Below are 15964 nucleotides of genomic sequence, written 5' to 3' on the forward strand. Positions count from 1 at the left end.
AAAACGCTTAAATCGCCGGCGCTTTCACGCTGGCCGCCTGCTTGAAGAAATCATAGATGCCGCTCTCGCTCATGCGGCGGGCATTCGCCAGTTCGCCGCCCTTGGTGGCGTACAGCACCTGGTTGTTGTCGCTCGAGACCAGCACGGCAGCCGGAATGCCTTTCTTGAGCGGATTGCCATAGGCTTGCGCTACGTCCAGATTATGGTCGAAGTTACCCACGTCGACCTTGACGACCTTGAACTGCTGTTGCATCAGCTCGGCATTCTTGCCTTCCTTCAAGGCCTTGTCGAGCGCGCGGCAATCCTCGCACCAGTTGGCGCCAAAGATCAGCAAGACAGGCACGTGCGCCACCTTGGCCTCGGCCAGCGCGCGGGCCACGTCGGCCTTGGCGTCAGCCGCCGCGTTGTACGGCAGATGCGGCGTGGCGACCGGGTTGGCCGGTGTGGGGGCGGCGGCAATAGCGGTACCGGCAAGCAGCAAGCTGGCAAAGAAAGAGGAGACGAAACGGGAAAGGCGCATGCGGGGCTCCTGAGAGAAATCGTGAAGCCAGCTGAACAGTTGCCAGCGGGCGTGATTGTCTAGAATATGCCTGCTTGTAGGAAATATCCACCATTTAATTGCACTGTGCTTATGCGGAAAACATATAAGCACGTATCAGAGCGCCACCCAGGAGAAGCCGCTTGAGCATGCCAGATACCCTGCCCCCAACGCTGTCCGGCGCCGCGCGCATGTTGCGCAGCGCCTATCCCGGCGGCATGTCCGATACGGCGTATTGCGCCGCGCTGGCCCTGCTATATGAACACTTTTCCGACCGCAACCTGGCCGAGCTGATGGCCGCCGTCACGGGCAAAGATGCGGCGATAGTCCTCAATGACATCTATGCCTGCACCAGCAGCGAGCCGGCGCCGTCCTCCATCGCGGCCGCCAGGGCGCTGCTGGGGCGGCATGGCTTGCAAGCGGTGTGCGCCGAGGATTAATGCCCACAGGCAGCGAAATGGAACGCATGGGATAATATCGGGCTCACACTGACACTGAGCAACGCGACCCGAACGCGCCCTCCCCATGACGACTTCTTTCCTGGCACGCTGGCTGCCACAACCGAACAACGGCAGCCGCCGCGAACAATTGCGCGCCTGCGCGGGCGCCATCTGCGGCCTGCTGCTGACGGGCCTGATCTGCCATTTCCTGCTGGCCCCGGACAGCGCCAGCGTCTACCTGATCGCGCCCATGGGCGCCTCGGCCGTGCTGCTGTTCTGCCTGCCGGCCAGCCCGCTGGCGCAACCGTGGTCCGTGGTGGGCGGCAACGTCGTCTCCGGCCTGGTCGGCATGGCCTGCGTCAAATGGTTCGGATCTGGCGTGGGCGTGGCGGCACTGGCCGCCTGCCTGGCCATCGGCGCCATGTTTGCCCTGCGCTGTTTGCATCCGCCGGGCGGGGCCGTCGCGCTCACCACCGTCGTCGGCGGCGCCAGCGTGCATGCGGCCGGCTTTGAATTCGTCTTCATCACTGTGCTGTTCAATTCGGCCGTGCTGGTCGCCTGCGCCGTGCTGTACAACAACCTGACGGGACGCCGCTACCCGCATACCCAGCAACTGGCCACGCCCCATCCGCACGCCACCAGGGACGCGACTCCTAGCACGCGCCTGGGCTTTTCGCCGGATGACCTCGACGCCGTGCTGCGCCAGCACGGCGAAGTGCTCGACATCAGCCGCGATGATCTGCAAGCCATCTTCCTGCAAACGGAAATGCGCGCTTACCAGCGCCGCTTCGGCGTCATTACCTGCGCCGACATCATGTCGAAAGACGTGCTCAGCATGGAATTCGGCACGCCATTGGATATTGCCTGGCGTACCATGCGCGAGCACGACGTGGGCGCCCTGCCCGTCGTCAACCGGGCGAACAGGGTCATCGGCATCATCACGCAGACGGATTTTTTGCGCCATGGCGGCCTCGACGATTACGAGGGCATGCGCCAGCGCCTGCGCAGCCTGCTGCAGCGCAGCGGCCTGTCCCACAGCGACAAGCCGGAAGTGGTGGGCCAGCTGATGACGCCATCGCCGCACACGGCCCGCCTGGGCACGCCCATCATCGACCTGCTGCCCCTGATGGCCGATGCCGGCTACCACCATATTCCCATCCTTGACGATGACGAACGGCTGGCCGGCATCATCAGCCAGTCCGACCTGATGGCCGCGTTATATGAAAGCCGCTTTGCCGAGGCGGCCGCATGACACCGTTCCCGGCGCTGCTGTCCGGCGCCGATGGCGGGCCGTCCGGCACGCCCGTCAGCGCACACTTCTTCGGCGCCCAGCTGCTCATTGATACGCCCCGTTTCTCCGTCGATGTGGCGCAGCTGGTCGTCAGCGTGGGCGGCGTCGACGGACCGGAACTGTTTCTGAACTGGCTCGACGGGCAAGGCCGGCAAGCGTCACTCAAGCCGCTGGGGATGGACGCCATCGCCATCGTCCTGCGCGAAGCACCGCCCGCGCTGCAACCGCAACTGCAGCGCCTGTGGGGCGAACGCCGGCGCAACCGGCGGCAGGTGTCGGCCTGGCTGGCCGGTTTGACGGGCGCGGCCGTCGCAGCTGCCGCCTTGCTGTGGTGGCAGGGCGGCAACGCCGTCGGCGCGCTGGCGCACCTGATTCCCCTGTCGACGGAACAGCAGCTGGGCGAACTGGCCCTGTCGCAAGTACGCGCGCAGGGCGGCCTCAGCGACAGCGGCGCGGCACAGCAGGCGGTGCAGGACATCGGCCAGAAACTGACGGCCCGTTCGCGCTACACCTACCGCTGGCTGGTCAAGAACGATGACAGCGTCAACGCCTTTGCCATGCCCGGTGGCATCATCGTCGTGCATACGGGCTTGCTGCGCCAGGCGGCCGACCCGGGAGAATTGGCCGGCGTCCTGGCGCATGAAGTCCAGCACGTGGAACAGCGTCATTCGCTACGGCAAATGATCAGCAGCCTGGGCTGGGGCGCGCTGGTGGGCGTGACCATCGGCGACATCAGTGCCGTGGCCGCCATGCTGGCGCACCAGGCGGGCACCCTGTATTTCAGCCGCGACATGGAGGAAGAGGCAGACCGGCTGGGTTTGCTCGCCTTGCAGCGCGCGCGCATCCGTCCCGACGGCATGCTGACTTTCTTCCAGAAACTCGGTGACGAGGACAAGGCCAGCATGCCGGGCTGGATCTCGTCGCACCCGCAAACGGCAGAGCGCGCCCTGCAGATTCGCACGCGGATCGCCGCCACGCCCTGCACCGCCTGCGTCCCGTTGGCCAGCCAGCACTGGCAGGCGATGAAGGCGGCCCTGCCGCCTACGGCAAAATAGCAACATTCCTCTCTCACAATTTATCCAAACGCGCTGGGCAATGGCGTATGCTTACGCCCCGGCTGCTCCTTCGCGACCGGCCATCCCGACCCGCTACGCCTCCGTTCATTCTCCTCCTTACAAAGGACATCGCGCATGAAGCATCGTTTTGCCGCCGGCACCCTCGGCACCCTGGCCGTTTCCCTGTTACTTGCCCATGCACCCATGGCGCAAGCAGTCCAGCCCGCTGCCAAGGCAGCCGTCGCGCCTGCGGTCAGCGCCCCCAAGGCCAAGCAGCAGCTGCAAGTGCTGGCCGACCAGTATTACGATGCATCGGCCCGCTTCGATCCGATCAGTGCCACGGAGAGCGGCGACAACCGTTTTGACGACCAGCTCGGCTCGACCATCGTCCCCGCCGCGCGCGCGAAGCAATTTGCCCTGTACCGTCAGTACCAGAAAACCCTGCGCGCCATCCCGCGCGCGCAGCTGGCCCAGCAAGACCAGATCAATTACGACATCCTCGACTATGAACTGGCCACGGCGCTGAGCTTCGAACGCTTCCCCGAATACCTGCTGCCCCTGAACCAGATGGATAGCATGCCCGTCACCCTGGCCAATTATGCGGGCGGTGAGGCATCGCAGCCGCTGACCACGGTCAAGGAGTATGACGCTTACCTGAGCCGTATCGGCCAGTTGCCGGACTGGATAGATCAAGCCATCGCCAACATGAAGGTCGGCATGCAAAAAGGCATCGTGCTGCCGAAGGCGCTGACGGAATCGGCACTGCCGCAATTCAAGAAGCTCGTCAGTGCCACGCCGCAGGAAAGTGTCTACTACACCCCCATCAAGAACTTGCCGGCCGGCTTTTCGGATACGGACAAGGCCCGCCTGACGCAAACGTACACCGTCATCATCCAGGCCAAGCTGATGCCGGCCCTGCAGCGCCTGGCCACCTTCATGGAGCAGGATTACCTGCCGGCGGGCCGCAGCAGCAGCGGCTGGAGCGCCCTGCCCGATGGTGCCGCCTGGTACCAGGCGCGCGTGGCCAGCAGCACCACGACGGACATGCGGCCGGAACAGATCCACGCCATCGGCTTGCGCGAAGTGGCGCGCATCCAGGAGCAATACGCCATCGTCGGGCCGAAGATGGGCTACAACGGCCCCGCCGCCGGCTTGCCCGTGTGGGTCTCGGAGCAGGCGAAATACCGCCCGTTCAAGACGGAACAGGAAGTGCTGGACGTGTATCGCAAGCTGAACGTGCTGCTCGACAGCAAGTTGCCGGCCCTGTTCACCCTCGTGCCGAAAGCGCCGCTGGACTTGCGCCTGGAACCTGAACTGAGCCGCGACACGGCCGCCGACCACTACACGGCCCCGGCCGCCGACGGTTCGCGTCCGGGCGTGTTCTGGTCCGTCGTCACCGATCCGAAACTGTACGGCGACACGGGCATGACCACCCTGTTCCTGCACGAAGGCAAGCCGGGCCACCATTTCCACCTGGCGCTGGTGCAGGAAATGGACTTGCCGAATTTCCGCCGCTTCGGCGGCAACAATGCCTTCACGGAAGGCTGGGCCCTGTATGCAGAAACGCTGGGCAAGGAAATGGGCCTGTTCGACGATCCGGCCCAGTATTTCGGCCACTTGAACGACGAGATGTTGCGCGCCGTGCGCCTGGTGGTCGACACCGGCCTGCATACCAAGGGCTGGACGCGCGAACAGACGATCAAATACATGCGCGACACCCTCGGCTACGACGCCGTGGCAAAAAGCGAAACGGAGCGCTACATGGCCTGGCCAGGCCAGGCGCTGGGCTACAAGATCGGCGCGCTGAAGATCGTTGAACTGCGCCAGCGGGCGCAACAAGCCTTGGGCGACAAGTTCAGCCTGCCGAAGTTCCACGAAGTGGTACTCAGCGACGGTACCCTGCCCCTGAAACTGCTGGAAGCCAAGGTCGACCGATGGATCGCGCAGCAGAAGTAAAACGCATCGCCTGACGGCAAAACGGCAGCACCTTGACGGGGCTGCCGTTTTTTTTTCGCCTGTCGCCGGCAGCTACACCAGCAGCGCGGCGCTCATCGAGCGCACTTCCTCGGCCGATTCGGCCAAGATGCTTTGCAGGGTTTCGTTGTCGATAATGAAATCGATGACGGAGTCGGAGGGCGTGAGCATTTCCACGAAGGTGGCCTGCAGCGGCGAGGGCACGGGAGAAAGTTGCTTGGCCAATAATAAGGTATCGAGCAGGGAGTCAGGCGGGATCGACAGCAGTCCATCGCGCAAGCCTTCGATGGCGTCGCTGACGGCCAACGGGATCAGCAGCTTCTTCATGACTTCGCGGGAAATGATTTCTTCCGCCGATTCCATCCAGTGATCCGTATCGTCATCGAGCAAGCCGGGAAACTCGTCGGCCCGCGACAGCAGGTAAAAGCCGCCCACCTCATGCACGATGCCGGCAAATAGCGCCGTATCGGGATCGACATGGGTGACGCGGCGCGCAATCACGTGCGCCAGCGCCGCCACGTGCGCCGTGTGCTCCCACAGCTGGGTCGCTTTCTGGCGCAAGGCAGGGTCGATGATCTTGCTGCCGAACTGCCGCACCACCATGGCCGCCACCAGCGCATACAGGTTGCGGTAGCCCATGCGCATAACGGCGGCGCGCACGCTGGTGACGGGCGCCGCTTCGCCGCGGCTGTAGACGGCCGAATTGGCCAACGCCACCGTCCGCGCTGCCAGCAGCGGTTCGGCCAGGACCAGCTTGATGGCATGGTCGATATGACAATCCGACTCAGCCAGGGCCAATTGCAATTGCAAAGCGGAATTCACGCTGGTGGGGAACGTCAATTCTCCCCGCACGGCCTGGGAAACAATCAAACCAAACGCCTGTAATTTATTCATCATACGATCAGTCCGTCTCAGGAATTATTCTGTAAATCAATACTCTGTTTATAGCAGAAATTCATTGCCAGCCCCGGCCTTTATCAAACAGATGGCATGCCATCGGACTGAACCAGATTATCCGGCATTGCCAGCGCCTGCAGCGTCCATTCATCGCCGATGACAAACAGCTTGGGCTGCTGTAATACCTGCAGCAGAAATGGCTGGCCTTCGCGCAGCCGCCGCCGATAATCCGCCAGCGTATATAAGTTGGGATTGATTTTACGCCGCAAGGTTCGTTCAGCCGGGGCAAGTTCCGTCAACAAATCGCCATAATTGGCCTCTGCGGCCACCAGCAGCAGGTCGATGGGGCTGCCCGGCACATCCTGGCCCTTTGCCGTGGCGCCATACACGAATGCCAGCTGCCATTGCGCGCGCAGAGGAGCCAGGGTGCTGCTGAGCACGCCGACAAGACCGAAGGTCTTTTGCACCAGGCCACTCAACTCCGGATAGACCAGGCTCTCCTTGTTGGGCCAGAAACGCCGCACATTGCCGATGCGTTCGGATGTGATCAGCCCGGACTCATGCAGCCGGCGCAGTTCCCGCTGCGCCGAAGCGCTGCCCAGGCCCGTCAGGCGCATGATTTCATTCAAATGAAAGCCTTCATTCACGCGGACAAAGAGCAATCCCAGCAATTTTTGCTGGGCAGGGGTGAACAGGGCTTGGGCAATCATGCGCCAAATCTTAGCATGAATAAACTGGAAACTGGCACAGCATGGACAATAGCGGCGCAGGGTGCAACATCAAGAAATAGTCATCAGCTGTCCATGACGAACAGGCCTCCGCAGGCCGATGGGCATGTCCGGCACCGGGCAGCATGGCGGCAAGCGTCTGCCTCCACGCTCGCCGCACCGGTCGTCCTTCACCACACTGGTGCTGAAGCTGCATGCTGCATTCGCTCTCCTTATTTCAAGCATCCCGATCCGGCAAAAAAATGTTTTCTTTATTGCTTATTCAAATATTTTATTGGCGTCTAGAAAATCAAAAAAGAAAGCCATATAAACCAATAACTCATCCACAATTCCAGCGCTCTGTTCAAACAATGGCATTACGCATCTGGCAGCCCCTTTTATTGGCTGCTCCAAGGGATAAATATAATGTCTTCATTAAAAAGGCGGGCATAAAAAAACGGCACCCGAAGGTGCCGTTCTTGTCAGCTAGCAGCGTAAATTACGCTTCGTCGCCGTGGTGTTGCTGGATCTCGATATCCTGCAGGGCTTCGGCAGCTTCGCCAGCCAGCGAGGCTTTCTCGGCCAGCAGCAGTGCTTGACGCTCTTCCACTTCCCACGCTTCCTTCTCTTTGCGTGCGCGGTGGAAGGCCAGGCCCGTACCGCCAGGAATCAGGCGGCCGACGATGACGTTCTCTTTCAGGCCGCGCAGACCATCGCGCTTGCCCATGATCGCCGCTTCGGTCAGCACGCGGGTGGTTTCCTGGAACGATGCCGCCGAGATGAACGAATCGGTCGACAGCGATGCCTTGGTAATACCCAACAAGACGTTCTCGTAGGTCGCAGGAATCTTGTTCTCCGACGTGACGCGATCGTTCTCGTCCAGCAGTTCCGAACGCTCTACCTGCTCGCCAACGATGTAGTTGGTGTCGCCGGCATTGACGATCTGTACGCGGCGCAGCATCTGACGCACGATCACTTCGATGTGCTTGTCATTGATCTTCACGCCTTGCAGACGGTACACGTCCTGCACTTCGTCGACGATGTAACGTGCCAGCGCTTCGATACCCAGCAGGCGCAGGATGTCTTGCGGATCGGCCGGGCCGTCCACGATCATCTCGCCCTTGTTCACGACCTGGCCGTCATGCACCAGCACTTGTTTGTCCTTGGTAATCAGGAACTCATGCTTGTTGCCGTCCATGTCCGTGATTTCCAGACGCTGCTTGCCCTTGGTTTCTTTACCAAACGCAACCGTACCCGTGACTTCCGCCAGCATACCGGCATCTTTCGGCGAGCGCGCTTCGAACAGTTCCGCAACGCGTGGCAGACCACCGGTAATATCGCGCGTTTTTTGCGATTCGGTCGGGATACGTGCCAGCACTTCACCCACCGATACCTGTTGACCGTCCTTGACCATGATCAGCGCGCCGACCTGGAAGCCGATCGCCACCGAGTGTTCGGTGCCGGCGATCTTGACTTCTTCGTTCGCGTCGTTGATCAGCTTGACTTGCGGACGCAACGTTTTGGTCAAGGAACCACGACGTTTCGCATCGATTGCCACCAGGGTGGACAGACCGGTCACTTCGTCGACCTGACGGGCCACGGTGACGCCTTCTTCGACGTTCTCGAAACGCACTTGACCGGCGTATTCGGTAATGATCGGACGGGTCAGCGGATCCCACGTTGCCAGGGCCGTACCGGCCTTGATGACCATGCCGTCCTTGACGATCAGGGTCGCACCGTACGGTACTTTATGACGCTCACGCTCACGGCCATGGTCGTCGGTGATCAGCACTTCGCCGGAACGGGAAATGACGATTTGCGCGCCCTTGCCGTTCGTCACGTAACGCATGGTTGCCGTGAAGCGGATGGTACCGTTCGACTTGGCTTCCACCGACGATGCCACTGCCGCACGCGATGCCGCACCACCAATGTGGAAGGTACGCATGGTCAGCTGGGTACCAGGTTCACCAATCGACTGCGCTGCCACCACACCGACGGCTTCGCCGGCGTTGACCAGCATGCCGCGGCCCAGGTCGCGGCCATAGCACTTGGCGCACAGGCCGAAGCGCGTGTCGCAAGTCAGTGGCGTACGGACCTTGACTTCATCGATGGACAGACGCTCGATCTCTTCGACCATGTCTTCGTCCATCAGGGTGCCGGCGTCATACAGGGTTTCCTGGGTTTCAGGATTGACGACGTCATGCACCACCACGCGGCCGAGGATACGGTCGCGCAACGGTTCGATGACTTCACCACCTTCGACCAGGGCCTTCATGACGGTACCGTTCATGGTGCCGCAATCGTCCTCGATGACCACCAGATCTTGCGTCACGTCGACCAGACGACGCGTCAGGTAACCGGAGTTAGCCGTTTTCAGCGCCGTATCGGCCAGACCTTTACGAGCGCCGTGGGTCGAAATGAAGTACTGCAACACGTTCAGGCCTTCGCGGAAGTTCGCGGTAATCGGCGTTTCGATAATCGAACCATCCGGTTTCGCCATCAGACCACGCATACCGGCCAACTGGCGAATCTGGGCTGCGGAACCGCGCGCACCGGAGTCGGCCATCATGTAAATGGCGTTGAACGATTCTTGCGTCGACTGGGTGCCGTCGCGGCGGACCACGTCTTCGACTTTCAGCTGGTCCATCATGGCCTTGCCGACTTCATCGGAGGTCTTGCCCCAGATATCGACGACCTTGTTGTAACGCTCGCCGGCGGTCACCAGACCCGAGGCGTATTGCTGTTCGATCTGCTTGACTTCCGATTCGGCCGTCGCGATCAGGGTCACTTTTTGAGGCGGTACCAGCATGTCGTCGACGCAGATCGAGATACCGGCGCGTGTCGCCAGACGGAAACCCGATTGCATCAGTTTGTCTGCGAACACCACGGTGGCGCGCAGGCCGCACTTGCGGAACGACGTGTTGATCAGCTTGGAAATTTCTTTCTTTTTCAGCGCGCGGTTCAGCACCGAGAAAGGCAGGCCTTTCGGCAGAATTTCCGACAGAATCGCACGGCCGATCGTCGTTTCGTAGCGCGTTACCGTCTTCTCGAATTCGCCCGTTTCGGCGTTTTTCGGGTATTCGGTAATACGCACGGTCACGCGGGTCGTCAGTTCGACTTCCTTGTTGTCGTAGGCGCGGATCACTTCCGACACGTCAGGGAACATCATCCCTTCGTTCTTCGCATTGATCGCTTCGCGGGTCGCGTAGTACAGACCCAGCACGATATCCTGGGAAGGCACGATCGACGGCTCGCCGTTCGATGGGAACAGGATGTTGTTCGATGCCAGCATCAGGGTGCGTGCTTCCATCTGCGCTTCGATCGACAGAGGAACGTGGACCGCCATCTGGTCACCGTCAAAGTCGGCGTTGAATGCGGCGCAGACGAGCGGGTGCAGCTGGATGGCCTTGCCTTCGATCAGGACCGGCTCGAACGCCTGGATACCCAGACGGTGCAAGGTAGGTGCGCGGTTCAACATGATCGGATGTTCGCGGATCACGTCTTCCAGGATGTCCCACACGACCGGTTCCTGGATCTCGACCAGCTTTTTCGCCGCCTTGATCGTGGTTGCCAGGCCCATCAGTTCCAGTTTATTGAAAATGAATGGCTTGAACAGTTCCAGCGCCATCAGTTTCGGCAAGCCGCACTGATGCAGTTTCAATTGCGGGCCCACAACGATGACCGAACGACCGGAGTAATCGACGCGTTTGCCCAGCAAGTTTTGACGGAAACGGCCGCCCTTGCCCTTGATCATCTCTGCCAGCGATTTCAGCGGACGCTTGTTGGCGCCGGTCATCGCTTTGCCGCGACGGCCGTTGTCCAGCAGCGAATCGACCGCTTCTTGCAGCATGCGCTTTTCGTTGCGCGTGATGATCTCTGGAGCGCGCAGCTCCATCAGGCGTTTCAGACGGTTGTTACGGTTGATGACGCGGCGATACAGATCGTTCAGATCCGAGGTCGCGAAACGGCCGCCATCCAGCGGTACCAGCGGACGCAGTTCCGGCGGCAGCACTGGCAGCACTTCCATGATCATCCAGTCAGGCTTGATGCCCGAACGTTGGAACGCTTCCAGCACTTTCAGGCGCTTCGCGTATTTCTTGATCTTGGCTTCGGATTTCGATTCCTTCAGTTCCACGCGCAGGGTTTCGGCATCGCGGTGGATGTCGATCGAGCGCAGCAGTTCACGGATACCTTCGGCGCCCATGAAGGCGGTGAAGTCGTCGCCATACTCTTCGTACTTGGCGGCGTAGTCGTCTTCCGACATGATCTGGCACTTCTTCAGCGGGGTCATGCCTGGATCGGTCACGACGTATGCTTCAAAGTACAGCACGCGTTCGATGTCCCGCAGGGTCATGTCCAGGACCATGCCCAGACGCGACGGCAGCGACTTCAGGAACCAGATGTGCGCGGTCGGCGAGGCCAGCTCGATGTGGCCCATGCGCTCGCGGCGCACCTTGGCCAAGGTGACTTCGACGCCGCACTTTTCGCAGATCACGCCGCGGTGTTTCAGGCGCTTGTACTTGCCGCACAGGCATTCGTAATCCTTGATCGGGCCAAAGATCTTGGCGCAGAACAGGCCATCGCGCTCAGGCTTGAAGGTACGGTAGTTGATGGTTTCCGGCTTTTTGACTTCGCCGTAGGACCACGAACGGATTTTCTCAGGCGAAGCGAGACCGATCTTGATTGCATCGAAGGTCTCGTTGGTCTGTACTTGCTTGAATAGATCGAGCAGTGCTTTCATGTATCACTCCAGAGGTGATTAAATTTCTATATTCCTGAGACTACATTGCCCGGCATGGTTTCCCAGCCGGGCTTTGTGTTTCCCAAACCAAATGACAGGGTGCTGTCGTTTAGTTGCGTTCGAGGTCGATATCGATACCCAGCGAACGGATTTCCTTGACCAGCACGTTGAACGATTCCGGCATGCCGGCGTCGATCACGTGGTCGCCCTTGACGAGGTTCTCGTACACTTTGGTACGGCCATTCACGTCATCGGACTTGACGGTCAACATCTCTTGCAAGACATACGACGCGCCATACGCTTCCAGTGCCCAGACTTCCATCTCACCGAAACGCTGACCACCGAACTGGGCTTTACCGCCCAGTGGCTGTTGCGTCACCAGCGAGTAAGGACCGGTCGAACGCGCATGCATCTTGTCATCAACCAAGTGATGCAGTTTCAGCATGTGCATGACGCCGACAGTGACCTTGCGCTCGAAGGCTTCACCGGTGCGACCGTCATACATGGTCACCTGGTTCTTCGATGCGGTCATGCCCAGGTTCTTGGCGATGTCGTCCGGATACGCCAGGTCCAGCATGCGGCGGATCTCTTCTTCATTGGCGCCGTCGAACACTGGCGTGGCGAATGGAACACCTTTTTTCAGGTTTTCCGCCAGCTTCATGATCTCTTCGTCGTCGAAGTCGTTCAACTCTTCGGCACGGCCGTTGTCGTTGTAGATCGTCGTCAGGTACTTGCGCACTTGCTCGACCTTGGTTTGCGCCTTCAGCATTTCGCCGATGCGGATACCCAGACCCTTGGCAGCCCAGCCCAAGTGAGTCTCGAGAATCTGACCAACGTTCATCCGCGAAGGAACGCCCAGCGGGTTCAGCACAACGTCGGCTGGCGTGCCGTCGGCCATGTATGGCATATCTTCCACAGGAACAATACGGGAAACCACACCCTTGTTACCGTGGCGACCTGCCATCTTGTCGCCCGACTGCAGGCGGCGTTTCACGGCCAGGTACACCTTGACCATTTTTTGCACGCCTGGTTGCAGCTCATCGCCTTGCGTCAGTTTCTTGCGCTTCTCTTCGAAGGCCAGATCGAACTGGTGACGCTTCTCGTTGATCGATTCCTTGATCGCTTCCAGCGCGACCGCTGCATCGTCGTCCGCAGGGCGGATGTCGAACCAGTGGTATTTGTCCAGATCGGCCAGATATTCCTTGGTGATCTTGGCGCCTTTCGACAGCTTTTTAGGGCCACCGTTGACAACTTTGCCAATTAGCATTTTTTCCAGACGCTGGAAGGCATCGCCTTCGACGATACGCATCTGGTCGTTCAAGTCCAGACGGAAACGTTTCAGTTCGTCATCGATAATTTGCTGGGCACGCTTGTCGCGCACGATGCCTTCACGGGTGAAGACTTGCACGTCGATCACGGTACCGATCATGCCCGAAGGCACGCGCAGCGACGTATCTTTCACGTCCGAAGCTTTTTCGCCGAAAATCGCGCGCAGCAGCTTCTCTTCCGGGGTCAGCTGGGTTTCGCCTTTTGGCGTCACTTTGCCGACCAGGGTGTCGCCGGCTTGCACTTCCGCGCCGATGTAGACGATACCGGATTCATCCAGACGAGCCAGCTGGTTTTCCGCCAGGTTCGAGATGTCGCGCGTAATTTCTTCCGCGCCCAGTTTCGTGTCACGGGCGACTACCGACAACTCTTCGATGTGAATCGAGGTGTAGCGGTCGTCCTTGACGACGTTTTCCGAGATCAGGATCGAATCTTCGAAGTTCAGACCATTCCATGGCATGAACGCCACGGTCATGTTCTGGCCCAGCGCCAGTTCACCCAGGTCGGTCGATGCGCCGTCGGCGATCACGTCGCGCTTGGCAACACGGTCGCCCACTTGCACGATCGGACGCTGGTTGATGTTGGTGTTCTGGTTCGAACGGGTGTACTTGATCAGGTTGTAGATATCGACGCCCACTTCACCAGCTTGCGCTTCGTCATCGTTGACGCGAATCACCACACGGCCCGCATCGATGTAATCGACGATACCGCCACGCAGCGCTTGCACGGTGGTGCCCGAGTCGACCGCAACGGTGCGCTCGATACCGGTACCGACCAGCGCTTTTTCCGGACGCAAGCAAGGCACGGCCTGGCGTTGCATGTTGGCGCCCATCAATGCACGGTTCGCATCATCGTGTTCGAGGAACGGAATCAGCGAGGCAGCGACGGAAACGATCTGGCCCGGCGCCACGTCCATGTACTGGATGCGCTCTGGGGATACCAGGATGGTTTCGCCGGCTTCACGGGCCGAGACCAGTTCATCGGACAGCATGCCGGCGTCGTTGATGGTCGCATTCGCCTGAGCGATGATGTAGCGGCCTTCTTCGATGGCGGACAGGTAGTCGATCTGATCGGTAATCTTGGAGCCTTCGACCTTGCGGTACGGGGTTTCCAGGAAGCCGTATTCATTCAGGCGGGCATACAGAGCCAGCGAGTTGATCAGACCAATGTTCGGACCTTCCGGTGTCTCGATCGGGCAGACGCGGCCGTAGTGGGTCGGATGCACGTCGCGCACTTCAAAGCCGGCGCGTTCGCGTGTCAGACCGCCGGGTCCCAGAGCCGATACGCGGCGCTTGTGGGTAATTTCCGACAGAGGATTGGTTTGGTCCATAAACTGCGACAACTGGGACGAACCGAAGAACTCGCGAATCGCGGCCGAAATCGGCTTCGAGTTGATCAGGTCGTGCGGCATCAGGTTGTCCGCTTCGGCTTGGCCGAGGCGTTCCTTGACGGCGCGCTCAACACGCACCAGGCCGGCGCGGAATTGATTCTCGGCCAGTTCGCCCACGCAACGTACGCGACGGTTACCCAGGTGATCGATATCGTCGACTTCGCCGCGGCCATTGCGCAGTTCCACCAGGATCTTGATCACGGCCAGCACGTCTTCGTTCGACAGCGTCATGGCGCCCGTCAGTTCATCGCGGCCAATGCGGCGGTTGAACTTCATGCGGCCCACGGCCGACAGGTCGTAGCGGTCCGAGTTGTAGAACAGGCCATTGAACAGCGCTTCAACGGAATCTTCCGTTGGCGGTTCGCCTGGACGCATCATGCGGTAGATCGCCACTTTCGCGGCCATCTGGTCGGCGGTGTCATCGATACGCAGGGTTTGCGAGATGTAGGCGCCCTGGTCCAGGTCGTTGGTGTACAAGGTCTGGATTTCGGACACGTTGGCATCGCGCAGGCGGCCCAGCAGGTCTTCCGTCAGCTCATCGTTCGCGGAAGCGACGACTTCGCCGGTGTCGCCATCGACGATATTCTTCGCCAATACGCGGCCCAGCAGGTAGTCTTCCGGTACGGAAATGTGCTTGATGCCGGCAGCTTCGATATCACGCACGTGCTTGGCGTTGATACGCTTGTCTTTCAGCACCAGGGTCTTGCCCGACTTGTCGACGATGTCGAAACGCGCCACTTCGCCGCGCAGACGCTCGGCGACGAATTCCATCTCCGCGCCTTCGGAGCGCAGGTTGAAATTGTCGAAGACGAAGAAGTTCGCCAGGATTTGCTCATGCGACATGCCGATGGCTTTGAGCAGGATCGTCACTGGCATCTTGCGGCGGCGGTCGACGCGGAAGAACAGGATGTCTTTCGGGTCGAACTCGAAGTCCAGCCACGAACCGCGGTAAGGAATGATACGCGCGGAGAACAGCAGCTTGCCCGACGAGTGGGTCTTGCCGCGGTCGTGCTCGAAGAACACGCCAGGCGAACGGTGCAACTGGGAAACGATAACGCGCTCGGTGCCGTTGATCACGAACGAACCGGTGGTCGTCATGAGCGGCAATTCGCCCATGTAGACTTCCTGTTCCTTCATCTCTTTGACGACGGGCTTGGTTGGCGATTCCTTGTCCAGGATCACCAGACGCACTTTCGCCCGCAGCGGCGACGCGAACGTCAGGCCACGTTGTTGACATTCTTTGACGTCAAAGGCAGGATCGCCCAGAACGTACGACAAGAATTCGAGACGCGCAAAACCATTGTGCGAAACGATGGGGAAAATCGAGGTGAAAGCCGACTGCAGGCCATCATTCTTGCGGCCGGACGGTGCTATGTCCTCTTGCAAGAAGCTATGATAAGACTCGAGCTGGGTCGCCAGCAGGAACGGAACGTGGTGAACGTTGGCGCGCTTCGCGAATGATTTGCGAATGCGTTTCTTCTCAGTAAATGAGTAGTGCATGGACACTCCGTGAGTGACAGAAAGGATAGAAAATTCAGGTTTTGCAAGTGTTCGTTTGCACCGCTGCGTGTGACACAGACGAAACCTCAAGGCTCTGCTTTCCGG

General features: G+C 60.1%; 10 protein-coding genes. 5 read left to right on the forward strand and 5 right to left on the reverse strand.

Going from position 1 to position 15964, the window contains the following annotated elements:
• Nucleotides 1-7 precede the first annotated feature (7 nt).
• A complete protein-coding gene (locus tag AC07VL_RS03825) occupies nucleotides 8-520 on the reverse strand; it encodes a thioredoxin family protein (protein WP_494804666.1) in 513 nt (170 codons plus the stop codon).
• A 161-nt stretch (nucleotides 521-681) separates the two neighbouring features.
• Between AC07VL_RS03825 and AC07VL_RS03830 the strand changes: the two genes are divergently transcribed.
• The 4 genes from AC07VL_RS03830 (at nucleotide 682) to AC07VL_RS03845 (ending at nucleotide 5280) form a co-directional block, all read left to right on the forward strand.
• Complete coding sequence (locus tag AC07VL_RS03830) at nucleotides 682-978, forward strand: hypothetical protein (RefSeq protein WP_494804667.1); 297 nt, start codon at nucleotides 682-684, stop codon at nucleotides 976-978.
• 85 nt (nucleotides 979-1063) lie between these two features.
• Nucleotides 1064-2230, forward strand: a complete 1167-nt coding sequence (locus AC07VL_RS03835; RefSeq protein ID WP_494804668.1) for an HPP family protein — start codon at nucleotides 1064-1066, stop codon at nucleotides 2228-2230.
• Entirely contained in the window at nucleotides 2227-3324 is a 1098-nt protein-coding gene (locus AC07VL_RS03840; protein ID WP_494804669.1) for a M48 family metallopeptidase, read from the forward strand. Before AC07VL_RS03835 ends, AC07VL_RS03840 begins: the two co-directional genes overlap by 4 nt.
• A gap of 135 nt (nucleotides 3325-3459) precedes the next feature.
• Nucleotides 3460-5280, forward strand: a complete 1821-nt coding sequence (locus AC07VL_RS03845; RefSeq protein WP_494804670.1) for a DUF885 domain-containing protein — start codon at nucleotides 3460-3462, stop codon at nucleotides 5278-5280.
• A gap of 72 nt (nucleotides 5281-5352) precedes the next feature.
• Here the strand turns inward: AC07VL_RS03845 and AC07VL_RS03850 are convergent, their stop codons facing one another.
• Together AC07VL_RS03850 and AC07VL_RS03855 are read right to left on the reverse strand one after the other, a co-directional pair.
• On the reverse strand, nucleotides 5353-6192 hold the full coding sequence (locus AC07VL_RS03850) for an HDOD domain-containing protein (protein WP_494804767.1): 840 nt from the start codon (nucleotides 6190-6192) through the stop codon (nucleotides 5353-5355).
• A gap of 83 nt (nucleotides 6193-6275) precedes the next feature.
• Complete coding sequence (locus tag AC07VL_RS03855; RefSeq protein ID WP_494804671.1) at nucleotides 6276-6905, reverse strand: ArsR family transcriptional regulator; 630 nt, start codon at nucleotides 6903-6905, stop codon at nucleotides 6276-6278.
• Between the two features lie 124 nt (nucleotides 6906-7029).
• On the opposite strand from AC07VL_RS03855, the gene AC07VL_RS03860 reads away from it, so the two are divergent.
• The gene (locus AC07VL_RS03860) at nucleotides 7030-7233 is read left to right on the forward strand and encodes a hypothetical protein (RefSeq protein WP_494804672.1); all 204 of its coding nucleotides are present in this window, start codon (nucleotides 7030-7032) and stop codon (nucleotides 7231-7233) included.
• 168 nt (nucleotides 7234-7401) lie between these two features.
• On the opposite strand, the gene rpoC is transcribed toward AC07VL_RS03860, so the two are convergent.
• Nucleotides 7402-11643, reverse strand: coding sequence for a DNA-directed RNA polymerase subunit beta' (rpoC, locus tag AC07VL_RS03865; RefSeq protein ID WP_076565140.1), 4242 nt, complete (start codon nucleotides 11641-11643; stop codon nucleotides 7402-7404).
• Between the two features lie 109 nt (nucleotides 11644-11752).
• Nucleotides 11753-15859, reverse strand: coding sequence for a DNA-directed RNA polymerase subunit beta (rpoB, locus tag AC07VL_RS03870; protein WP_494804673.1), 4107 nt, complete (start codon nucleotides 15857-15859; stop codon nucleotides 11753-11755).
• Nucleotides 15860-15964 lie beyond the last annotated feature (105 nt).

The sequence above is a fragment of the Janthinobacterium sp. GW821-FHT03C08 genome, from assembly GCF_059420905.1.